Source organism: Paenibacillus sp. LT-B23, from assembly GCF_059417685.1.
The window spans coordinates 1-20,732 of sequence record NZ_JBSQBM010000020.1 but is presented as its reverse complement, the minus strand read 5'-3'; the positions used below and the strand labels follow the sequence as shown (position 1 = coordinate 20,732).

26 protein-coding genes and 1 pseudogene are annotated in these 20,732 nt (G+C 39.1%); 23 read left to right on the top strand and 4 right to left on the bottom strand.

The features are described from left to right. Positions 1–28: 28 nt before the first annotated feature. Both ACWXW9_RS21845 and ACWXW9_RS21840 read right to left on the bottom strand, forming a co-directional pair. Positions 29–619 carry a DUF1697 domain-containing protein gene (locus ACWXW9_RS21845; RefSeq protein ID WP_494931147.1) on the bottom strand — a complete coding sequence of 197 codons (591 nt, stop codon included), beginning with the start codon at positions 617–619 and terminating at the stop codon, positions 29–31. Between the two features lie 31 nt (positions 620–650). Then, entirely contained in the window at positions 651–1,046 is a 396-nt protein-coding gene (locus tag ACWXW9_RS21840) for a hypothetical protein (RefSeq protein ID WP_494931146.1), read from the bottom strand. 466 nt (positions 1,047–1,512) lie between these two features. Here ACWXW9_RS21840 and ACWXW9_RS21835 point away from each other — a divergent pair, with 466 nt between their 5' ends. The 19 genes and pseudogenes from ACWXW9_RS21835 to ACWXW9_RS21745 all read left to right on the top strand — a co-directional run bounded on the left by ACWXW9_RS21835 (position 1,513) and on the right by ACWXW9_RS21745 (position 15,966). After that, positions 1,513–2,064: a hypothetical protein gene (locus tag ACWXW9_RS21835; RefSeq protein ID WP_494931145.1), complete on the top strand. Its 552-nt coding sequence runs from the start codon at positions 1,513–1,515 to the stop codon at positions 2,062–2,064. A 123-nt stretch (positions 2,065–2,187) separates the two neighbouring features. Continuing rightward, positions 2,188–2,253, top strand: a complete 66-nt coding sequence (locus tag ACWXW9_RS21830) for a hypothetical protein (protein WP_404580119.1) — start codon at positions 2,188–2,190, stop codon at positions 2,251–2,253. Positions 2,254–2,373: 120 nt separating this feature from the next. Next, complete coding sequence (locus ACWXW9_RS21825) at positions 2,374–2,919, top strand: GNAT family N-acetyltransferase (protein WP_494931144.1); 546 nt, start codon at positions 2,374–2,376, stop codon at positions 2,917–2,919. Between the two features lie 146 nt (positions 2,920–3,065). Next, on the top strand, positions 3,066–3,605 hold the full coding sequence (locus tag ACWXW9_RS21820; RefSeq protein ID WP_494931143.1) for a CueP family metal-binding protein: 540 nt from the start codon (positions 3,066–3,068) through the stop codon (positions 3,603–3,605). Positions 3,606–3,900: 295 nt separating this feature from the next. Next, the gene (locus ACWXW9_RS21815; RefSeq protein ID WP_494931142.1) at positions 3,901–4,899 is read left to right on the top strand and encodes an ABC transporter substrate-binding protein; all 999 of its coding nucleotides are present in this window, start codon (positions 3,901–3,903) and stop codon (positions 4,897–4,899) included. Positions 4,900–5,239: 340 nt separating this feature from the next. Further along, positions 5,240–7,303 carry a methyl-accepting chemotaxis protein gene (locus tag ACWXW9_RS21810; protein ID WP_494931141.1) on the top strand — a complete coding sequence of 688 codons (2,064 nt, stop codon included), beginning with the start codon at positions 5,240–5,242 and terminating at the stop codon, positions 7,301–7,303. A gap of 159 nt (positions 7,304–7,462) precedes the next feature. Beyond that, positions 7,463–7,660, top strand: a complete 198-nt coding sequence (locus tag ACWXW9_RS21805; RefSeq protein WP_494931140.1) for an immunity 22 family protein — start codon at positions 7,463–7,465, stop codon at positions 7,658–7,660. Further along, on the top strand, positions 7,660–7,860 hold the full coding sequence (locus ACWXW9_RS21800; RefSeq protein ID WP_494931139.1) for a hypothetical protein: 201 nt from the start codon (positions 7,660–7,662) through the stop codon (positions 7,858–7,860). The genes ACWXW9_RS21805 and ACWXW9_RS21800 overlap by 1 nt, the downstream gene beginning before the upstream one ends. Positions 7,861–8,169: 309 nt before the next feature. Next, a pseudogene (locus ACWXW9_RS21795) lies at positions 8,170–9,308 on the top strand (tyrosine-type recombinase/integrase). A gap of 141 nt (positions 9,309–9,449) precedes the next feature. Continuing rightward, positions 9,450–10,094 (top strand): hypothetical protein, encoded by a 645-nt coding sequence (locus tag ACWXW9_RS21790; protein ID WP_231124942.1) that lies wholly within the window; start codon positions 9,450–9,452, stop codon positions 10,092–10,094. Positions 10,095–10,330: 236 nt separating this feature from the next. Then, positions 10,331–10,534, top strand: coding sequence for a hypothetical protein (locus ACWXW9_RS21785; protein WP_494931138.1), 204 nt, complete (start codon positions 10,331–10,333; stop codon positions 10,532–10,534). Between the two features lie 190 nt (positions 10,535–10,724). Beyond that, the gene (locus ACWXW9_RS21780; RefSeq protein ID WP_494931137.1) at positions 10,725–11,741 is read left to right on the top strand and encodes a restriction endonuclease; all 1,017 of its coding nucleotides are present in this window, start codon (positions 10,725–10,727) and stop codon (positions 11,739–11,741) included. A 209-nt stretch (positions 11,742–11,950) separates the two neighbouring features. Beyond that, a complete protein-coding gene (locus ACWXW9_RS21775; RefSeq protein ID WP_494931136.1) occupies positions 11,951–12,211 on the top strand; it encodes a hypothetical protein in 261 nt (86 codons plus the stop codon). 96 nt (positions 12,212–12,307) lie between these two features. Beyond that, complete coding sequence (locus ACWXW9_RS21770; RefSeq protein ID WP_494931135.1) at positions 12,308–12,703, top strand: hypothetical protein; 396 nt, start codon at positions 12,308–12,310, stop codon at positions 12,701–12,703. Between the two features lie 139 nt (positions 12,704–12,842). After that, on the top strand, positions 12,843–13,736 hold the full coding sequence (locus tag ACWXW9_RS21765) for a P-loop NTPase family protein (RefSeq protein ID WP_494931134.1): 894 nt from the start codon (positions 12,843–12,845) through the stop codon (positions 13,734–13,736). A 233-nt stretch (positions 13,737–13,969) separates the two neighbouring features. Next, positions 13,970–14,530: a GNAT family N-acetyltransferase gene (locus ACWXW9_RS21760; protein WP_494931133.1), complete on the top strand. Its 561-nt coding sequence runs from the start codon at positions 13,970–13,972 to the stop codon at positions 14,528–14,530. Then, positions 14,514–14,729, top strand: coding sequence for a hypothetical protein (locus ACWXW9_RS21755; protein ID WP_494931132.1), 216 nt, complete (start codon positions 14,514–14,516; stop codon positions 14,727–14,729). The genes ACWXW9_RS21760 and ACWXW9_RS21755 overlap by 17 nt, the downstream gene beginning before the upstream one ends. A 27-nt stretch (positions 14,730–14,756) precedes the next feature. After that, positions 14,757–15,452, top strand: a complete 696-nt coding sequence (locus ACWXW9_RS21750) for a GIY-YIG nuclease family protein (protein ID WP_494931131.1) — start codon at positions 14,757–14,759, stop codon at positions 15,450–15,452. A 157-nt stretch (positions 15,453–15,609) separates the two neighbouring features. Beyond that, positions 15,610–15,966: a hypothetical protein gene (locus ACWXW9_RS21745; protein WP_494931130.1), complete on the top strand. Its 357-nt coding sequence runs from the start codon at positions 15,610–15,612 to the stop codon at positions 15,964–15,966. 353 nt (positions 15,967–16,319) lie between these two features. Here ACWXW9_RS21745 and ACWXW9_RS21740 read toward each other — a convergent pair whose 3' ends face one another. Further along, the gene (locus ACWXW9_RS21740; protein WP_494931129.1) at positions 16,320–16,745 is read right to left on the bottom strand and encodes an exosporium protein C; all 426 of its coding nucleotides are present in this window, start codon (positions 16,743–16,745) and stop codon (positions 16,320–16,322) included. Positions 16,746–17,262: 517 nt separating this feature from the next. On the opposite strand from ACWXW9_RS21740, the gene ACWXW9_RS21735 reads away from it, so the two are divergent. Then, on the top strand, positions 17,263–17,811 hold the full coding sequence (locus ACWXW9_RS21735) for a GNAT family N-acetyltransferase (RefSeq protein ID WP_494931128.1): 549 nt from the start codon (positions 17,263–17,265) through the stop codon (positions 17,809–17,811). 187 nt (positions 17,812–17,998) lie between these two features. Here ACWXW9_RS21735 and ACWXW9_RS21730 read toward each other — a convergent pair whose 3' ends face one another. Next, positions 17,999–18,286: a hypothetical protein gene (locus tag ACWXW9_RS21730; protein WP_494931127.1), complete on the bottom strand. Its 288-nt coding sequence runs from the start codon at positions 18,284–18,286 to the stop codon at positions 17,999–18,001. A 171-nt stretch (positions 18,287–18,457) separates the two neighbouring features. On the opposite strand from ACWXW9_RS21730, the gene ACWXW9_RS21725 reads away from it, so the two are divergent. The 3 genes from ACWXW9_RS21725 to ACWXW9_RS21715 all read left to right on the top strand — a co-directional run bounded on the left by ACWXW9_RS21725 (position 18,458) and on the right by ACWXW9_RS21715 (position 20,548). Then, positions 18,458–18,661: a helix-turn-helix domain-containing protein gene (locus tag ACWXW9_RS21725; protein ID WP_010345194.1), complete on the top strand. Its 204-nt coding sequence runs from the start codon at positions 18,458–18,460 to the stop codon at positions 18,659–18,661. Positions 18,662–18,860: 199 nt separating this feature from the next. Continuing rightward, positions 18,861–19,289: a hypothetical protein gene (locus ACWXW9_RS21720; RefSeq protein ID WP_494931126.1), complete on the top strand. Its 429-nt coding sequence runs from the start codon at positions 18,861–18,863 to the stop codon at positions 19,287–19,289. 302 nt (positions 19,290–19,591) lie between these two features. Further along, positions 19,592–20,548 carry a hypothetical protein gene (locus ACWXW9_RS21715; RefSeq protein WP_494931125.1) on the top strand — a complete coding sequence of 319 codons (957 nt, stop codon included), beginning with the start codon at positions 19,592–19,594 and terminating at the stop codon, positions 20,546–20,548. Positions 20,549–20,732: the final 184 nt, after the last annotated feature.

Here is a 20,732-nt window from a genome sequence, read left to right as displayed (position 1 = left end):
TGAGTTTTTATGTTGCTATCCTATTTTTTTATAATTCTTTTTCTCTTATTTGTCTGTTCAGATTTCTCAACTCTTCCTGTTCAGCCGTTTGCATCAGCTTATAAATCTGCCGGGTCGTGTTCACATTCCGCACCGTCATATGCTGGTACAGACTGGAGCCGACCAGTTTCGTTATCCCGCTTTTTGTGACATGCTCTCTGCTGACAGAAAACAGAATAGCCCCGGGCGTATACACTACATTGCCGATTCCCGGCTTCAAAGGAAGCTTGTCCAGAACGGAGATATCGTTAATTTCATCCCACAGAAAAAACACATCACTTTTCATCTGTGTATCATTAGACCATTCTTCCGGCAATGTCTCCATAATAGTTTGTATTTCCCTTATATTGCGGACGATGACCCGGATAGGCAAGCTAAAATCCTCCAGAATCGCCTGCTCCAGTTGGAGCGACAGCTCCTCGTTGGATTGAACTTCACTGGAAAAAATGATGTTTCCGGAGTTGATGTAAGTCGTCACATAGCTCATGCCTGCCTTTTCAAACGTTTCCTTGAGCTTTTTCATATTAATCTTGTTGTTGCCGCCCACATTAATGCCCCGCAGCAATGCGATATAGATCATATAAGGACCACCTCTCTTGTACAAAAGGATTTTATTCACAAAGGGATAGGTATTCAAATAAATAAGCGGTTTGATTTTCGCCAAGCAAATGATGCAACAACGGTTCTACGTGCTCGATAAATTCATTTTTGGTTTCGTATGTGTCTTCGTTTTTTAGCTCTCCCTTAAAGGTACGAGCATTCCCGATTTCAACGGCCGCATCTTTCAATTTGTGTGTTCCTACTGCCATGGCATCGACCATTTCATAATAGCTATATAGATACTCAAGCTCAGGGGATACAGGAATCCGACTGTCCCAGCAATCTATTAATTTCTCCGTTCGGGGGCGGATGTCGTGGTCGTGGAACAGCCCGTAGGCTTTATTATCAAGTTTTGTTGTTGTACAAAACGGGCCAGAGCTTCGCTTAATTGTTTCATGTGTGTTCATTCCTCTCTGCTTGCAGGAGACTTAAATACGCATTTTTTCAGAACCCTCTTACATATTATCCGTTTCTAAGATATCATAATATAGAAGTAAAGAACATATGTTTCTATATTTAAGCAGTACCATTAATTCATTATGCCGCCTTGTTGATCCATCCAGATTAATATTACAATATAGGTTGAAATGGATAGATTATTTAAAGAAGGGATGGCAACATGTAACTTTAGGAAAAAGCCTTACCTATGCAAGGAGGAAAAATGTCATTTTCTAAAATATACGACTATAAACTAAGAGCTTATTTCAACGAACGCATTTCTGAATTTAATCATGAATATAAACGATAAAGATGATATTTCGCTGGTGCGCTGGCATGATTTATTTAATGGGCCATCATTTGCGCCAATAGACCATGATTTTCTAAATGAAGCCGACGCTGAGCGTCTGATTAGATTGCTATCATTAGCTTTTAATGTTTTCGATATCTTATTATCAACATCAAGTTTCGCATCTTAGAGATGAATCCTATGGATTTGAGATTGCCCAAGACAGGGTGTTTTTTCTTCATCATCTTTTATTTGAATTGGGTTTAGGTGATGATATCTATGAACGTCTAACGATTGAAAATAATAAAATTATGTTCAAAATGGAAAACTCACAAAAATGTGATTTGCACATGCTTATTGATGTTTTGCATGAACATATTCACAAAAGTAAGATGGACATGGATATACAAGCAGCACTGGAAAAGATTAAATGCTTACAAGGCCAATTAGTCAATTTTATTATGGGCAGTCATGATTTATATGATTTTCAATACGATGATTTCAATAAGCCTTTCGTAGATACAAAGATATTTATGAGGACCTATAGCTCTGATAAAAATAGGATTTTCCAGGTTCTTCTCGACTGTGTGAATGAGTATCAATCTCCAACAGAACAGTTAATTTCCCATTTGATACTAATGAATTATTCCTATTTTGTACTCAAAAGAAAGAAATCCGGGCGAGATTACATACTTTAAGGCATTGTGTAAGAAAAGGCCGGGATTCTTTATGAAAGTATTAGCTGCATTGCTTGAAATCAGATTTTTTATCGATCAAGCAAGCTTTGCAAACGAACAGTATATCCTGAAATACCGCCAAAGGTGTGTTATAAGATAACAGAGTATGGAGAATCTTTTAGTTCTGTTTTCGAGGTGATTGAAAAGTGAAGGAAAGAACGTCAACGACGTTAAATCCTTGGTTGGGAAGAGGAATTAAGTGACATTTGTTGCGACACTACATCAGGCCAAATGCAAAAAAAAAGACTAATGACCAGGAGTTTTGACATCATGAAAAAACAGTTCAGCATTCAACTCGCTGTTCCTTCGGATCTGGAGGCGGCGGATATTGTTTTTGAAAGTTCCATATCTGCGGCATTTGAACAGGAGGGTCTGGAAGCTTTAATCGACGACATACAGCAGGAGATTAAACATAAAAAACAGTTGCTGCGTGCATCTTTGTCAGCTTTGAATCCAGACTTGTTTTTCCTGACGGCCAAACATAACCATAACGTTGTTGGAACGATCTCTTATGGCCCTTGTGGAGAAGAAATCAGGAAGTGCACTAACGACGAGCTCCAGCATGTGGGGACTTTGGGGAGTTTGTATGTGCTGCCCAGTTATCAGGGACAGGGAGTAGGCTCGGCGTTAATTCGAGCTTTGATGACCAGACTGAAGGAAATGGAAGTTGCGCAATTTTGCCTGGATAGCGGCTTCAAAATAGCCCAGACCAAATGGCTGCGAAAATTCGGCACCCCTTACACCGTTGCAAAGGATTATTGGGGCAAGGATGGAGATCACATGGTGTGGCTATGTGAAGTACAGGATTTTTTATAAGAAATGGAGTGAAAACCGTCTGTTGCTCAATTCTTGACCTGTATAGCAGATGAATGTGAGCATATGGTGACATAAAGAGTTCATCCTGCCATCATGATGCGCTCTCCTTTATAATAATAAAAAAAGGACAAGGAGATGAACTCAAGATGAAAAAATTAACCTTGATAGCTACTGGGTTAATGGCTGTCACATTAGGGACATACCTGATTGCAGGGAATGCCCAGCGAGAAGAAGCAGATAACCAAGGAGCGTCAAATATCAAGCAATTGGTGCATGATTTCAGTACAAGAAAGGCAACAGCCCAGTCCGCTTCCATCACTTCCAGTCAGTTGAGCATAACAGAGGATGGTACCACAACAAAGGCCTACGCTTTGCCTGATAACGAGTTTTTCCTTTCGATAGCCCCATATATGGAACAGACTCACCCTTGTGCAACCCATAGCCTGACCGGTTGTCAAGGTGAAATGAAGGATGAAGAGTTCAGTGTAACGATTCACGATTCTGATGGAAATTCAGTCATGAATAAAACCTCAATAAAATCCCAGCCCAATGGATTTATTGATCTATGGCTGCCGCGTGACAAAACCTATAGCGTTACGGTGGAGCATGAGGGGAAAACTGCAAAATCCAAAATCTCTACGTTTGAAAACGACGATACCTGTATTACCACGATGCAATTGGGTTAACGCAATAAATTCAAATCTATATCCGGATTCCTGTGTGCAGGAAAGGGACTGGGAATGCTTACAAAGCTCTTAATATTCGGAAAATATAACGACACCAGGCACCAACTACCCCGTGGAAGGAGTGCCTGGGTCAGCGCTGCGCTGAACCGGAAAGCAAAGCATGTCAGTGTTCCCGTTGACCATTCGACACTGTCTTTTATCATTGACAAAATTGTATTTCTCCGTCATAATTCAAAAAAAATGATAATGATTATCATTATCTATAAAATGTACATACACGAGGAGAATATGTTCTATGAAGAAGGGTTTGAGCGGGATTTTAGTGTTGCTGGTTTTTGCGCTTGTTCTGGCAGGCTGCGGAGCGGCAGGCAATATATCGGATACAAGTAAAGCGCCAACTTCCGGCAGCACACCAGCCGAAGCAGCGGGACCTGTGAAAGTAAAGCATAATCGTGGCGAGGTCACACTCGACCGGCCAGCACAACGTGTTGTTGTGCTGGAATGGACATTTACGGAGGATATGATTGCGCTGGGTGTTCAGCCCGTTGGTAATGCGGATAATGCTGGATACAAGCAATATGTAACTCCAGAGGCGGCTCTGGACAGTAGCGTGACCGATGTGGGAACACGCAACGAGCCCAATCTGGAGGCGATTGCTGCATTGAAGCCGGATCTGATCATTTCCAATGCTGATGGAAATGAAGCTATCTATGATCAACTGAGAGCCATTGCACCGACAGTCGAATATAGTCTGAATAGCGGTAACGGCTACGATCATGACAAAATGGTAGAGATTTTCAACAACATCGCGGTCGCTCTTGGAAAAGAAGACAAAGCGAAGCAGGTGCTGAAGGAGTTGGATCAGCATTATGCGGAAGCCAAAGAAAAGCTCGCCACTGCCGGTAAAGCGGATTTCCACTACATTCTGACACAGGCGTTCACTTATCAAAATGCGGCCAGCCTGCGCATGTTTTCGGATAACTCGGTGGTCGCCGGGACACTGGCGAAGAGCGGGCTGATTAACGATTGGAAGCCGGACAAGCTTGAACAGTATGGTTTTTCAACCGTTGGCATTGAAGCGTTGTCTGCCGTTCAGGACAGCAACTTCATCTATATTGTGCAGCCGAACGATGATGTTTTCGGAGCAGCGCTGAAAAATAATTCGGTCTGGAACGGCCTGAATTTTGTCAAAGAAAAACGCATTTATGCATTGGACAGCAAGACATGGACGTTTGGCGGTCCCATCTCATCGAAAGCGCTGGTTGATCAGGTTGTTTCGGCGATTACGAAATGAGCTAGGTCCCAGTATTCCGTCCGGTTTAGAATCGGCATAGTCTCTAAAACCGCAGCACAAAAAGCCCACGTCTCCCGCGGGCTTTTCGCTGTATCCTCTTACTCACTCCTCGCCAGCTAAACCCGTCGCTCCAGCTCCCTGGGTAGCACCTTACATTACTAAACTCAGCTTCATTCATGGCCAATAGATTAGGACAGGTGGATGCGCCTGGAGCAATGGCAGTAAGACCAAGATAGCAAAACTTTAAATTGTGTATACTAAAAACCTATTAAAACAACTGCAAACTTCCGACATATTATCTAAGAGCTTTTCGCTCAATACTCCTCGGGGGGATGGCAGCATGTCACAAAATATTAAAAAGCGCGTATTCAGATCATCCAGCATTGCGAACACATTAGCCATTGTGTTGTTAGTCATTATCGTTGTCGTCTTTGCAACCTTGGGGACGTTCATGTTTGCAAGCACGCAAAACATACTTATCAAGCAGCAAGAGGCCATGCTTCAGACCAAGACGCAGGCCATCGTCAGTCAATTCGATGCGTTGTTTAAGGAAAAGGGATCGCTTGTCAAACAAATGTCAACGAACAACCTTTTTCAGCAATACATAGAAACAACCCAATCGTCAGAAATGGTGAAAACTTCTCCATATGCTGCGGAAACAGAAGCGACTCTGGCAGCCATTGTAAAGGCAGAGCCATCTTTTGCCGACGCCTGGATTGCAGGAATATCTGGCAAAGGCTTCTTTCTTCAGAATGATGGTGCTGCTTCCAAACCGGATTACGATATCCAAAAACGTCCGTTCTTCAAGCCAGCTGTTGAAGCAAACGGTTTATACTACTCGGATCCCTATATTGACGTCGCTACGGGTAGTGTGCTCATGGGTATTTTCTATCCGATCAAAGATAACAGTAACCAATTAATTGGATTTGCAGCAGCTGATATTGCCTTCAAAGATATCCCTGCCCTTATGCAAAGCTATTCGCTTGGAAGCACTGGTTATTCGATTCTTGCATCCAAAACAGGTGATATTTTGTATCACCCCGATCAGACTAAAGTGTTGAAAGAAAAGATTAACGAAAGCACAGGTGATCTTGGGGAGATCGGAAAGAAAATGATTGCCGGCGAGTCCGGAGTACAGCTGATTAATGACAATGGAGAACGTTGTTATATCGGGTATGCAACCAGTAAAGATACCGGGTGGTCCGTAGGCTTAACCATTTCTCAAGAAGAAGTGCTCACAGAATTAAAAGCCTTTACCTGGCTTACCATTGGCGGTTTTGCCGCAGCCACCATCCTGCTGGTTGTGATTTGTTATATAACGCTCCGTTATCTCTTGAGATCGATACCGAAGTTGCTCGCAAAAATCAAGCTGATTGAAAATGGAGATTTAACCGTTCAGTTTGATACGCATTCCAACAACGAAATCGGGCAAATTTCTCAAGGAATTTACAATATGGTTCAAAAAATTCAAGGCATGCTCCAAATGGTGGGTGGCTCAGCTCAAGTCTTGAATCAGTCTTCTCACGATCTGCAATCCATATCTTCCAGAACCGCGGTCACGATGAACGATACTGCAACAGCAATCAATGAAATTGCCAATGCGACGAACTACCAGTCCATCGAAACGGATAACATTTTACAAAAAACCGGAGCATTATCCGGCCAAATTGACGAAATTGCCAATGATGCCAAAGCCATCGAAACGATGGTACAAATCTCTGCCGAGCAAAGCGGACAGGGGCTTGCTGTAGTAGATCAGTTATCCAGATGGGCTGAAGAAAATCACAATTCCACACAAGCGATGTCGTCTATTATTCAGGATATTGATCTGAGCCGTCATGAGATTTCGAGCATCGTGGATACAGTCAATCAAATTGCAACGCAGACCAACCTATTGGCGCTCAATGCTTCCATTGAAGCTGCACGTGCAGGAGAACAGGGCAAAGGGTTTGCCGTTGTTGCCGGGGAGGTTCGCAAGCTGGCTGAGCAGACTGCACTGGCGACACAGGAAATCTACAAGAAGGTACGTGTGATTGAAGAAAAAACCAGCGTATCAGTTGAGCATACGGTTCACGGTCTGAAAATTGCAGAAGAAAATGCCAGATCGGTGGAGAACACCAAGCAAGTATTCTTTAGCATTAACAAGGATTTGGAAGATTTGAAATTGCGAATGATCCAGATTAGCAACAACACCTCCAAAGTCCACAAGCACAAAGATGAGATTTTGCAGACGCTGGAGATCATCTCTTCCACCACAGAAGAAAACTCAGCTTCAACCGAAGAGGTTAGCGCCAGCACACAGGAACAATTGGATAGCATCGAGCAGGTTGCTGAACTATCCAAACAATTAAGTCAATTGTCCAATAAGCTTCAAGACGAATTAAAACAGTTCAAGGTTGAGTAACAAGTCTATTAGGCATGATTTTGACTAAATATTCAGCAAAGCCCGCGATCAGCGCGGGCTTTTTAGCTTCAACAGCTGTTTGTGGGGTAGAGGGCATGGTAGCTGGTGCGGGATACAGATAGATTAAACGTATAAACTGAAATTTAGCGGGGTGAAGATATGAATTGCTTTGAAAAAAATATGGTGTCCGTCTGGTACGGTCACTTTGCCTCTGATGATGAGTTATTTGAATATGTTGAGATTAAATACCCGGAAGATGAGAATGAGGATGTTTTTAGCGATTTTTTAAATGACCATGAAATAGATGATTTTGACGAAGATTTTGCTGAAGGAGTCTTTCTGATGGAGTCTTTCTGATGGATGGGGCAGATAATGGTATAAAAGATGTTTCCTTTGTTGATTCTTTTTTATCTCCACTATTACATGATTTGAGTAAAATAGATGGCAAATATAATTCGTTGTTCTTTATATATGATTGTAATACAAGCGGTCTATCTGAAAAAAATGGCGACAAAATGCGCTTTTTAACGGCTTATCCTTATTGTATTAACAAATGAGAAACAAATAATCAGGCTCATCTTTTGTTTATGTGGGGAGTAGAGCGAGTTCCAATTGGATAGCTACTGAACCTGAAGCTGGAGTATCTGTTGGAGAAGGTGGCGGCAGTGCTATGGGATGATGTGACGGAGGAACTAGACAAATAAAGGTAAGACATTTTATGATAATGTAAATTGGACTTAATGGATCAATAATTTACTCTGAAAGAATCAGGGACTTAAGATGAATATCCATCTTAAGTCCCTTTTTTTGTGCAAAATTAGATTTCCAATTTTTTGAACGGCTGATATACTAAGGAGGCAAGTGAGATGAAGATAAACCTACTTTATCGGGATGAAAAAACGATCAGCGTACGCTTGGAGCGATACGGAGTCAAGGAGCGGGAAGGGATTCGATCCATACCAGGCAGGAAATGGGTTCCAGACGAAAAAATCTGGGCGATTCCGTACAGTATCTCGGCTGTAGAAAGCCTGTTGGAAGCGTATCGGAGTTGTAAGTTCGAGTACGACGAGCGCTTGAATAAAGAACTACCGTACATCCGGGAATGGCTGGATCGACGGGACACGCTGGCTAATGCGGTTCCCTCTTCTTCGGAACGAGGTGAATGGAATCCGGATCAGCGGCAAGAATTGCGCGATGCATTGGTAGCAAGGGGGTACAGCAGCAAGACGATAAAAGCATACATATCGCAAACGGAACGCTTTTTTGCCGGATTGCAAGGGACCGAAGTAAGCATAAATGATGCGGTGGTGCAAAAATATGCGCTGGTGCTGCTCGAAAAAGGTCTTTCGCACGCTTATGTTAACCAAGCGATCAGTGCGTTGAAATTTTATTTTCGCCATGTGCTAAAGCAGCCCAAATCCTCCGCCTATGTTCGTCCGAAAAAAGAGAGTAAACTACCGGATGTGCTGTCCCTGAATGAGGTCATGCGTCTGTTGAAAGTAGTGAAAAATCCAAAGCATAAGGCTATTCTGTACCTGACGTATACATCCGGGCTACGGGTAAGCGAAGTGGTGAGGTTGCGTCCTGAAGACTGCGACCATGAACGGAAAGTGCTGAAAGTCCGTCAGGAAAGGGCAGGAAGGATCGGCAAACGCTGCTCTCCGAAGCGGCTTTTGCGGTGGTCGAGCAGTACATAGGGGTGGAGCGGCCAGAAGACTGGCTGTTTCCAGGGCAGAGGGAAGGCCGCCACCTGACGGAACGTTCAGCGCAGAAAGTGTTTGAAAAAGCGCTGGCTGAAGCGGACATTCGCAAACAGGTGAGTATCCATTCGCTAAGGCATTCCTTTGCGACCCACTTGCTGGAGAATGGGATTGATCTTCGCTATATTCAGGAACTGCTAGGGCATCAGAGTGTGCGAACGACGGAGCGGTATACACATGTGAGCAGACGGGACATTGGGCGGATTCAAAGTCCGTTGGATCGGATGGGCGGGCTGGAGGATTGAAGCGCAGAGAGTGCGGGAATAAGGAGCAAAGTGCAGGATTCACGAAGTTCGTGAATATGACGAAGAGAGCATTCTTTCGGAAGTTCGTAAATAAGACGTTAGGCGAAACCTCGTAGTAGATAGTAAATAAAGGGGACTACAATGATGGAATATGCTCTTATCCGCATGAACGAGGTTTTTCCAAGTGATAATGCTGTTGCTAAGTGGGTAGTTGGATTGGCAATCATACATAACGATTTTATCTTTCTAAAGAAAAAATTATTCAAAAGTTCAGACGAGCTTTCGGACTTGATTTCAGAAGCACCATCTATTCTTAAAATTCTCACTGCCTCCCTAAGAGAAGCTATTTTCTATTTAGAAGAGTCTGAGAAATTAGAAGAAGTAAGAATATATATTGATTCTTTACCCGAGCATATAATCCAGATATATAAGACTCTTAAACTACTATTTAGAAATGGCGAAAAAGCAGATTTGTTGCAAAAATTATCAAACACAAGAAACATAACTTATCACTACTCTAAACCTCAAAGGAATGAACTTTCAGAAGCTTTAGAAGAGGTGAGTAATGAAATTGTATTTTATGAAGAAAAAGATCAAAGGTTTTTGTTTGCAGAGCACGTAAGAAATACAATTTTATTAAGGTCATTATTTTCTTCTAATGAACTCAAGTTAGAACAAGAGTTGCCTGTAGCAGAGTTAATAATAAGTATTAAAGAATCTATAGGGACACTGATCGATTTTTCTAGCAAGGTAAGTAAATATTATTTGAAAGATTTTTGTAAGTAATTCATTGAGGCATCGCCTAACATAATATTCACGCTGCGGGCATACGCCCTTGGTCCGGCATTCGCCGGACACCCTACATACGTCGGGTCGTGAATACAGGAACGTTAGATGAAATCGCAAAAACTTACAAACAAAGGTCTTAAATGCAAAGTTGAATATTAGAGTGTGTATGTAAACTTTAAGAATAGAATCAAACCTTTTAAATTAATGATACGAGATAACCATACGATTGACCGATGAGAAATGGAATTCGATTGATTTTTTTACCACTTTCCCAAAAAACAAAAGAAGGAAAACTTCCTTCAAAATTGGAGACACGATTGAAAGCGGTGATTTGTATTACATGTATGGGGCCGCTTGGCGGGATTTGCTGGACTATTATGGGGATTGGTCGTCGGATTACAGCTTTTTTTGGTGTCTGCAGAAATTTAGAATCTTAGAGAATATCCTAGAGCATGTGGCGATTGAACCCAATTTTGCAGCATGGCATATTTACGTTATACTTGGTTCATTCATGAATATAAAGTGGCTGGTATAGCACACCTTCTTAGTAGATTGTATAATGATTGAGATTTTGGTAAAGATCTTGAAAGATATAATTTCAGCAGATCAAGGAGATGGGTAATTGTAATGGCTATTAGTGTGAGTCGTAAAGAAGTAATAACAAGAACAGGAGAGCTTATAGGCTATAAGTCGGGCTTAGGCTTGAATAAGGAAGAGTTTGATGATATTATTCCGACAGAATATCATCAAATTTGGTTTGGTCCAGCAGAAGGTTATCTGCGATTGTATCCAGAAGAATTTGAAGGACTGATTGAGGAATTATTACAGTGCCTTGGTAATATCGAGTCGACAAGTCCTGGATTGTTTACATTGCATTTACGTCATAAGTATAGATACAACGCAAAAAAAACAAAATTACTCGATGACGTATTTCCGTTTTTTCTTAAAATGATGGAGAATTTCAATATTGCAGCTCAACAAGGTGAAGATCCAAATAAGGCAATGGTGCCACCTTTAATTGAAGCGACATTGAAGTATGGTAAAGAAGGCTCTGATCTCATAATGGAGCTCGTAGATGGATTAAATGGTCACCTTCATAAAAGTCCTTGGACTAGCATTCGGGAAACTGAATGGAAGGATGTAGCTAAACTGAATGATTTGTTTGTTAGTGAGAATTTAAAAACACAACATGGGACTTTTATGGATCAACGGTATATTGATTATCTAAGAGCAAATTTCGATGATAAGATAGGAAGTATTCACTGGCGAAAATTCGAAGGTTTAACAGCTGAATTTTTTGAAAGACAAGGCTACTTTGTTGAAATTGGTCCTGGACGAGCAGATGGTGGTATTGATGTTAGGGTTTGGACAGAAGACCCTAAGCTTGCTGGCCCACCAACAATTCTTATTCAGTGTAAAAGACAAAAGAGTGTGATCGAACAAACTATTGTAAAAGCCTTATATGCTGATGTGCTACATGAACAAGCAAAAGAAGGATTGATTGTTACATCGAGTAGCTTTTCGCCTGGATCGAAAACATTGTGTTTGACACGAGAATATCCAGTCGCCGAAGCCAATCGTGAGACTCTTCGAAGCTGGGTTAAGGCGATGCGTAAACCAGGTACTGGCATCTGGGACTTGTAAAAAGGAATGCGTCATTCATTATTTTTATATCTATGAATGAAACAATTGATAATGAAGAAACCATCTCAATTAATTGAGAGCGGTTTTTTATTTTGTGAAAAATTGTGTGCATCAACCTCTAATCTGCATACAAATTTCAAGAACGCAACCTAATTTATCAAATAAAAAATATGAGACAATGATATGATTTAATTGAGAAGGAATGAAATATGATGAATTTTTCTTATTACCTGTTCAAAAGCTCAAGGAGAATTCCTATTAAAAGATCAAATACAACAATTCAATACGGTTCGCTTGATAACGGGGCAGCTTGGCACGATCTGCTAGACTACTATTATCTCTGGTTTACGGCTTACAGATTTTTATATAAAGAAAATATAGATATATTTTTTGGAACGGAAAGACCAAATATACTGGAAGGCCTATTAAAAAAATTGAAGGTTAATCAAGAAGTAAGCGACATCATCTAACATAATATTCGCGCTGCGGACATTCGTCCTGGGTCCGGCATTCGCCGGACACCTCAGCATACGCTAAGGTCGTGAATACAGGAACGTTAGCTGAAATTGACTGAAAGGCAGGAGAAAAAAATAAAGAATCCCAAACCAATAATCAGCTTGATAGGATTAATACTTTGCGTGATAACAATGGCCGTACATTTATCTTATAAAATAATAAGAATAACAGATGTAGGAATAGGGATGCTACTGTCTCTTACTAATGCCTTATTATTAGTGTTCACATTACTATGGGGCATAATGGGAATACTTGAATTCAGAATACTATTAAAGGCGTACAAAAAAGCAAAGAAAAAGCTATATGATGAAGAAATAAATACAGATAACTATGGAAAAGAATTAAGAAGATATAAATATAGAATTTTGGTAAACATTAGCTATTTGACCATAATAATGATCCAGTTGGTTTATGTGATTTATAACTGGGATGAAGTAAATATATAACAAGAGGAAATTAGGAAGAATGCTCGAAGAAGCAATCAACATCAGCTAACATAATATTCACGCTACGGGCATACGCCCTCGGTCCGGCAGAGCCGGACACATCCGACTTTGTCGGACGTCGTGAATACGAGAACGTTATATGAAAGGGATGCAAGACAATAAAAAGATAATAAAAGGAGACAATCACTTGAATCATGCAAGATTAATTCTAGTCGAAGGTATACCAGGATCAGGTAAAACAACCACAGCTCAATATATTAAAGATCTGTTAGATATAAACGGTATATTCAGCCAATTGTTTCTGGAAGGTGATTTAAATCATCCAGCAGACTACGAATCCGTTGCTTGTATGGATTTAGATGAGTATGAAGCCCTAAAAGACAGGTACCCTGAATTAATTCATGTGATAGATCAATTTACTCAGGTAGTAAAGCAATATAAATTAATTTACTACGGTAAGTTACAACAACAAATATCTATGGAAACACATAAGAATTTAATAGATGAGTTAGCCAGATTTGATGTATACAATGTAACTTTAGATAGATATCAAGAGCTAATAGTTGAGAGATGGCTGGAATTCGTCAGACAAGCTCAACAGACTCACGGAACAGTAATATTAGAATGTTGTTTTATACAGAATCCGCTTACTTTGATGTTTGGACGGTTCAATCTGTCCAAACGGACGCTGACTGATTTTATCAAGAGATTAGAAAAAATAATTCAGCCTTTGAACCCTAAAATAATTTACTTTTACCAAGATGAGATAAGATCGACAATTGATAGAGTTATTCAAGAGCGGACTGATGATTGGCTTAGCCATATTATTTGGTATTACACTGAGCAAGGATACGGCAAAGCAAAGGGATATCAAGGTCTAGATGGACTTTGTGAAGTGTTGAAAGAACGAAAAGAATATGAATTAGACATAATAAATCAATTGAAAATCGATAAATTGACGATTAATAATACTGAATCTAATTGGAATGCTGCATTACAGGAGATAAGAGATTTCTTGAAAGTAACTCAATGAAGGCATCCCTATCATATAACACCGTTTTCCTGCTGCGTCGCTATGCTCCTTGGTCTGCCCGAGGCAATTCGAGGAAGTGGAATCAGGCAGACAACCCTGCGAGGATAAGTGGCGGAGCCACCCGGTCGCATTTGCTCCCTTAATCCTCTCGTGTTCAGGAACACAACAACGTTATCGGAAATCAACGAGAAGAATAAAAATCATATTAGTATAACTAAAGGAGTGTGTATTTGTTGAATCCAATACTATTAGATTTTCCTAGTCAAATAAATACGGATAGACTATTAATAAGAATACCAATGCCAGGAGATGGGAAAGTAGTTTACGAAGCAATAATAAATTCTATTGATGAATTGAAGAAGTGGCTACCATTTGCTCAGAAAGAGCAATCAGAAGAAAATACTGAAGTAGATATGAGAGAAGCTCACCTGAGATTTTTGAAGCGAGAGGACCTGAGACTTCTTATTTTCCTCAAAGACACCAATCAATTTATTGGTTCTTCAGGTCTGCATAATCCCAATTGGGATGTTCCTAAGTTTGAAATTGGATATTGGATAGATGCGCGTTATAGTGGAAATGGATACATGACCGAAGCAGTTCAAGGAATTTGCGAGTATGCTTTTCAGGAATTAAAGGCTCGGAGATTAGAAATTCGATGTGACACATTAAACAATAAGAGTAAGGCGATTCCAGAAAGATTAGGTTTTTTATTAGAAGGAACTCTAAGATTCGAGGATATCTCCGTAGATGGCAAAGAACTAACAGATACTTATATATATGCAAAGACAAATTAATGATTTTGAACGTAATTCGAAGATGACGTTGACATCCGATAACAAAACATTCCTGCTGCGTCGCTATCGCTCCTTGGTCGCCAAGAGGGATATCGAAGAAGTTTATTCCAGCGACACATCCAACCGGCTAAGTCTATCGACCCGTTCCCTTCGGTCACTTAAGCCGCTTGAACGTCAGGAATGCGCGAACGTTATGTGAAATCTCAGGAGAGAGTGGGTGTAATACATGTCTAATGGGTATGTTTACATACTTATAAACGAAAGTTTCAAGGGATTAATTAAAATTGGAAAGACTTCATTAAGCTCTAGCGAAAGGGCAAAGCAACTATCTAGTAACACTGGAATACCTACCCCTTTTAAAGTTGCTTATGAAGTTTTTTCTACTGACTGTGATAGATTAGAAAAAGCTGTACATAATGAATTAAACGATTTTAGAGTAAATGCTAATAGAGAGTTTTTTAGTTTTCCACTTCATAAGGCGATTGAATTAATTCAAAAGTTCTCCGAGAGTAAAGTGGAATATGATGAATTCGATAGTTTTGAGGCAATAGAAATTTTACCTAAGATAAAAGAGTTATTTAAAGAGTATATAAATCCTTCTATTTCTTCGGTCAGGATCTACCAAACTAGCGATAGAGTTTATTTAGAAGTTACACAAGATCACTATATAGCTGGCTATTTAAAGGATCAATTAATTAGAAGAACTGACTTAGGTTTTATAACTGACGAACCGTATGAAGATGATAAATCATTCAAGCCGGAAAGATCGATTAATGATAATGTTGAAGTCTTTCTATCTTCAGGTTTTACTACAATGGCCGTATCCAGTGATGATTTATTTACAGCAGAAGGAATAAATAAAATGTATAACAATGAACCAAAAGAGCGAAATAATATTTTTAAGGAATTCGGCGAAGGCTGATACATCACATAACATAATATTCATGCTGCGGGCATACGCCCTGGGTCCGGCAGCTGCCAGACACTCAGCATACGCTGAGTCGTGAATACAGGAACGTTATAGGAAATCAACAGAGATACAAGGATTATGGAAGCATATCTAATTATAAGGAGAGTATATGAAAATCACTATTGAAATGAGTGAAGTGGCTTATGAAATAGCAAAGGAGGTATACTCAGGGAAACTCACAAGAACTGAAGGGAAGATAGAAATTAATAAAATTACAGGAATGAATGAAGGATCAGCAAAAGCATTTATCACCATATTTCTAGCTATGATGAACGGAGAAGTGTATAAAAGGGCATTTAACAATGAAACCAATAGATTATTGTTTGAAAGTATAAAAAGAGATTTTGGAAACGAGTATTATATAAAAGCTTTAGATGCAGCGCAACAGCATGTGAATTATTATTCAACACTAGACAAAGGAAATCTTGTAGGTCTTCAAAGTATAATAAATGAGATGAGATCTTAAGTATTAAGCACTTGCAAAGAAGCCGTTGACATCCTATAACATAATATTCATGCTTCAGCTCCTTTGGAGCCTTGGTCTGCTGGAAGGATTTCGTGGAGGCATTTCGGCAGACAACCCCTCCGGGGTTCATGAATACGGGAACGTTATAGGAAATCAGCGCAAGAAATTAGTTGATGAATTAAACTGACAGGCAGTTATGCTTAGTGGAAATGAGCAAAAGCAGCCCATCCTCTGACGAGGAACGAGCTGCTTATTACTTTCCTATCTCTTTTTCCATCTTGGAGGACCTATCCCCTCAAAATTGAGGTTTTTACAGGGCTATCATTCAAGTGCTGAAAATTGCAAATATGGTATTAGGTTCTCGTTTTAACGGCTAACCCACTAAACGATACAGGCCCAACAACATCGGCTCTTGTATTTGCAGTAAGGTTTTCTGCTGTGACTGTGTAAACATGGGCACCGGCTTTTACATTTCTATCTTCCGCCTGGAACGTAACTGCATAATTTTGTTCAGAACCAACAGATTCGATACCTTGTTGGGTGTTGAAAATCTCTCTTCCATCGCGGAAGATTCTAAAGAGTATTTGTGCAATGCCAGTGACACCTCGAACACCCACAGTTGCTACTAAATCTACCCGATTAGGTTGAGAATTGACTGGAATCTGTAAAGTGATTGTTGCCAGGAGAGATCTTGCTGGTGAACGTCGGATAATAAATGAGTTTGCTAAGTTGAATCTACGGCGCGGCTGTACAGCAGCTTTATCGAGAATACGTACCAAAATATCAACTCCTCTTGTTTGATATCTCCAAGATATGTTGGACACAAAGAGAATGATTGGACAATTATGTAAGATGCTTTGATTTGAATCAAATACACTATGAACAATGGTAAAGAGCAAATTACAGGTGGTGGTGAATAATTGTAAGGGGACGTACAAGAAACCCTAACCTACTACGTATTTCATAACTGTAATGTTACTAAATAATTATTATCCACCAGGAGCGCCTCAGCAGACATAGAATGACGTTAACGGGAAACGATAGTTAAAAAAATGATTTTGTATTTCGAAGAAGGCGCTGACATCCTATAACATAATATTCGCGCTGTGGCCGTTGGTCCTTGATCTGCCAGGAGTTTTTTCGAAGAAGAGGAGTCAGGCAGATACATCCATTCCCCTAAGATAGGAACTATCTAAGGGAAATGGACGTCGCGAATACGAGAACGTTAGGCGTAATTCCTAAAAAAATAATTAATGAACTGACTATAAGATCATTTCAATTAGGGGAAGATTCGTAATGATTATTAAACCAAATGACTTTAATGTGAAAGAACTAAAATATCGTATTAGATCTATAGCAGTTGAAGATGCAAAAAGCTTGTCTGAACTACGATTACAAATTGATAGCGAGACAGAAAATATGGACAGAGAAAGTGGAGAAGAATTTATTGACGCCTCCGGATTTGAGGAGATAATTAAAACAGATCAAGAGAGTCCAAGGAACCTATTCTTAGTTGCTGAAATTGAAAATCGCATTGTTGGTTTTTCGCGGTGCGAAGGAACAAATTTAAAGCGACTATTGCATAAAGTGGAATTTGGAATATGCGTACTAAAAGAATTTTGGGGATATGGAATTGGAAAGAATCTATTAAGAGAGTCTATAATATGGGCTGATTCAGTTGGTATACAAAAAATGGTATTGAACGTGTTAGAGACAAATGAGAACGCAATAGAATTATATAAAAAACAAGGATTTGAAATTGAAGGAGTATTAAAACATGATAAGTTGCTTACTGATGGTAGACTATACAGCAGCATTGTAATGGGTAGATTTAAAGAAAAATAAAACAAATGTTAGCAATTCATAGTAGTCAGGAACTACGCATAACATAATATTCAAGCTGTGGCTCTTATGGAGCCTTGGTCTGCGAGATGGATTTCGGGGAGAGATTTCAGCAGACAACTCCTGACGGGGTTCATGAATACAGAAACGTTATGCGACAGAATCAAAATGAAAAAGAGCCAGAAGGCTCTCAGTCTAAAGATATATGTAATTCGTTATGCAGGTGAAGAGCGTCCTTAAAACCTTGCAAATAAATTTCACGTTCTAAAATAGCTTGAACAGAAAGCTCAGCATCGTCGTAAAGGAATAGGGTCTTCTGTATATTCTCCGGTACTCCTTCATGTAACTGCTTGAAGTAGAGATTCCGTTCGGATGAGAACTGGTTGTAGCTGGAGTTGTTTTTGATAAACTCGCCATATAAAGATTCAATTCGAGTATGAATCAGTGAATCAAGTAAGAGTTCTAAAGAATTATGCATTTTGAACACCATCCAATGTATTTGATCTTATGAACAAAATTTTAACTTATTAAATATAATTTTATTATGTCAAACAATCAAGTCAATACATGTTGAAGATGTTTTTGATAAAGAAAATATACTTTCATATAATTAAAGAAAAATTCACTTGATGTATGAAAGGAATATTAGATGATAAGTTATAAACCTTTTCAAAAATTATTGATCGACAGGGAGATTAAGAAGCAGGATTTATTGAAAATGACAGGTATCTCGTCTGCTACAATGGCGAAACTCAATACGAACGAATATGTGTCATTAGAAGTGATTGATAAATTATGTGCGGCTTTAGGTTGTCAGCCAGGAGATTTATTGGAACATATAGCAGAACAATGACAGATTAGAATCAAGAATGAATGTTGGTTAATTGAAGAAGTGATTCCGTCATATAACATAGTATTCAAGCAGCGGCTCCTTTCGGAGCCTTGGTCTGCGAGAAGGATTTCAGGGAAGCATTTCAGCAGACAACCCTTCGGGGTTCATGAATACAGAAACGTTATGTGAAATCAACGAAATTATTTAAGAGGTAAACATAATGAAGATAATAAGGAATAAAGAAGAACTTGAAGGCACTTGTTATATTGAAATTTTGCCAGGTAGATACCTTGGTCAATGTTGGAGTGATACTTCAATTTTTTTGACCGAAGAACTATTTGGTTTTATAGAGAAATCAGTTGAAAGTGAACATAGTACATATGATCACTATGCTTTTAATGAGATTCAAAAGGAAACTTGGTGGAGTATCCTGAAGAGATTAGAAAGAGTAATAAACCTTCTTGAAGAACAACCCAAAATGAATACTCTTAAAGAGCACATTGGTTTTTTCTTTGGATACAGTGAAAATGAGTTTATAAAAGATTATGAAAATAATATTGAAAAACTGAGAAAAATGATTAAAGAATTTCAAACATGGATTAATGAGCAATTGAAATCCCAAGATTGCATTTCAATATTAGGCATCTAGTTAATTCGAGGAAGTTGTTGACATCACATAACATAGTATTCAAGCAGCGGCTCCTTCGAGCCTGGGGCTGCGAGAAGAATTTCGGAGAGGAATTTCAGCAGACAACCCCATCGGGGTTCGTGAATACAGAAACGTTATGCGTAATTACCGTAGATCTGTTAGAGATCATTATTAAAGAGCGGACACATTAGTAATATATCCAAAACTACAAGACTCGTATGAAAGCACTAACTCTAGAAGATATTTAAGTAGTTATAACCAAAGTCAACGAATACAAGAAAAGGGGTTAAATAGTGCGGTTAATGCGTAAAACTTTTTTCCGTGAGACACAAAACGTATTAGACGAAATAACTAAACAATTTGACTTTGTTTGGCCATCACTTGCAGGGATATCTTTTTTGCAAAAAGAAGTGAAGAAGTTTCGAGGAAATAATTTACATGCTACAGAAGACGACTATGAATCACAATTTATTGATGATAAATATTTTGCGCGAATCAGTTTTACTAATATATTTCCAAATAAATCAATGGAAGAGTTTAAGAGTGAGCAGGCAAAAGCTTTGTTATATAGTCTGTTTTCAATATATGAGGGATGGTTGATATTACTAAAAAATAATAGTTTGATTACTGACAATCAACTTACAGCCTTGCAGTTTTATAATAATACAGGTACTCATACAGTCCTGAATAGTCTTTCAGTTTTCGAATCGGACATGCTGAAAAGTGCTTTCTACTCGCACCTTACAAACAGTGCAAAATATTCATCGCGATGTTTCAATAAGCAACTTCTTTGCTACCGTTTATTTAAAGAGGTCAGAAATGCTTTTATTCATAATGCTGGATATTGTGGGTCACAATTAAACAGTATTTTTCGTTTGTATACTACTCAAATTACAAATGCAAATGATATTAATGCTAGAGAGCTTCCCAGAATGACGCCTTTATCGGTAGGGGATAAGATTGAGCTTGATATTTATGATGTTATTGGCCTTTCAGACATAATCATTCAAATGATTAGAACTATCGATGCCGAACTATCTAAAGCACAAATATCTGAAGCATACTTTATTAGTGAGTTAATTAACGGTGATACTCGCTGTTACCCGATAAATAATACAATTAAGCTTTCTAAAAAAATGAAAATGACAAGGAAATTTATTAGAAGTCTAGGTTTTCCGAGGTTAGATAATTGGGATAAGATCTTTGAAAGGATCACAGACGATAGGGGGCACTTCCTGAAACAAGACGAGATACGTTGAGAGAGAGGTTCCAACTGAAGGATGATAAATAGAAAATTTTATACAACTAATTTAAGACCATAAGATGTAGGGGACGTCTTTGGAGATGTTTTATAGTGGTCACTCGACTTAGTAACCACTATAAACAAAATCAAAATGAAATATTCATTTGCAGAAGCTATTCAAGATGATATGTTTTTAAAAC

What these genes read in the sequence shown, in the direction of transcription:
- ACWXW9_RS21800 (WP_494931139.1), top strand. Translation starts at nt 7,660, where the DNA reads ATGGATGGGGCAGATAATGGTATAAAAGATGTTTCCTTTGTTGATTCT.
- ACWXW9_RS21825 (WP_494931144.1), top strand. Translation starts at nt 2,374, where the DNA reads ATGAAAAAACAGTTCAGCATTCAACTCGCTGTTCCTTCGGATCTGGAG.
- ACWXW9_RS21780 (WP_494931137.1), top strand. Translation starts at nt 10,725, where the DNA reads ATGGCTATTAGTGTGAGTCGTAAAGAAGTAATAACAAGAACAGGAGAG.
- ACWXW9_RS21815 (WP_494931142.1), top strand. Translation starts at nt 3,901, where the DNA reads ATGAAGAAGGGTTTGAGCGGGATTTTAGTGTTGCTGGTTTTTGCGCTT.
- ACWXW9_RS21840 (WP_494931146.1), bottom strand. Translation starts at nt 1,046, where the DNA reads ATGAACACACATGAAACAATTAAGCGAAGCTCTGGCCCGTTTTGTACA.
- ACWXW9_RS21750 (WP_494931131.1), top strand. Translation starts at nt 14,757, where the DNA reads ATGTCTAATGGGTATGTTTACATACTTATAAACGAAAGTTTCAAGGGA.
- ACWXW9_RS21755 (WP_494931132.1), top strand. Translation starts at nt 14,514, where the DNA reads ATGCAAAGACAAATTAATGATTTTGAACGTAATTCGAAGATGACGTTG.
- ACWXW9_RS21805 (WP_494931140.1), top strand. Translation starts at nt 7,463, where the DNA reads ATGAATTGCTTTGAAAAAAATATGGTGTCCGTCTGGTACGGTCACTTT.
- ACWXW9_RS21745 (WP_494931130.1), top strand. Translation starts at nt 15,610, where the DNA reads ATGAAAATCACTATTGAAATGAGTGAAGTGGCTTATGAAATAGCAAAG.
- ACWXW9_RS21720 (WP_494931126.1), top strand. Translation starts at nt 18,861, where the DNA reads ATGAAGATAATAAGGAATAAAGAAGAACTTGAAGGCACTTGTTATATT.
- ACWXW9_RS21715 (WP_494931125.1), top strand. Translation starts at nt 19,592, where the DNA reads ATGCGTAAAACTTTTTTCCGTGAGACACAAAACGTATTAGACGAAATA.
- ACWXW9_RS21845 (WP_494931147.1), bottom strand. Translation starts at nt 619, where the DNA reads ATGATCTATATCGCATTGCTGCGGGGCATTAATGTGGGCGGCAACAAC.
- ACWXW9_RS21725 (WP_010345194.1), top strand. Translation starts at nt 18,458, where the DNA reads ATGATAAGTTATAAACCTTTTCAAAAATTATTGATCGACAGGGAGATT.
- ACWXW9_RS21820 (WP_494931143.1), top strand. Translation starts at nt 3,066, where the DNA reads ATGAAAAAATTAACCTTGATAGCTACTGGGTTAATGGCTGTCACATTA.
- ACWXW9_RS21835 (WP_494931145.1), top strand. Translation starts at nt 1,513, where the DNA reads ATGTTTTCGATATCTTATTATCAACATCAAGTTTCGCATCTTAGAGAT.
- ACWXW9_RS21790 (WP_231124942.1), top strand. Translation starts at nt 9,450, where the DNA reads ATGATGGAATATGCTCTTATCCGCATGAACGAGGTTTTTCCAAGTGAT.
- ACWXW9_RS21775 (WP_494931136.1), top strand. Translation starts at nt 11,951, where the DNA reads ATGATGAATTTTTCTTATTACCTGTTCAAAAGCTCAAGGAGAATTCCT.
- ACWXW9_RS21810 (WP_494931141.1), top strand. Translation starts at nt 5,240, where the DNA reads ATGTCACAAAATATTAAAAAGCGCGTATTCAGATCATCCAGCATTGCG.
- ACWXW9_RS21785 (WP_494931138.1), top strand. Translation starts at nt 10,331, where the DNA reads ATGAGAAATGGAATTCGATTGATTTTTTTACCACTTTCCCAAAAAACA.
- ACWXW9_RS21730 (WP_494931127.1), bottom strand. Translation starts at nt 18,286, where the DNA reads ATGCATAATTCTTTAGAACTCTTACTTGATTCACTGATTCATACTCGA.
- ACWXW9_RS21735 (WP_494931128.1), top strand. Translation starts at nt 17,263, where the DNA reads ATGATTATTAAACCAAATGACTTTAATGTGAAAGAACTAAAATATCGT.
- ACWXW9_RS21765 (WP_494931134.1), top strand. Translation starts at nt 12,843, where the DNA reads ATGAAAGGGATGCAAGACAATAAAAAGATAATAAAAGGAGACAATCAC.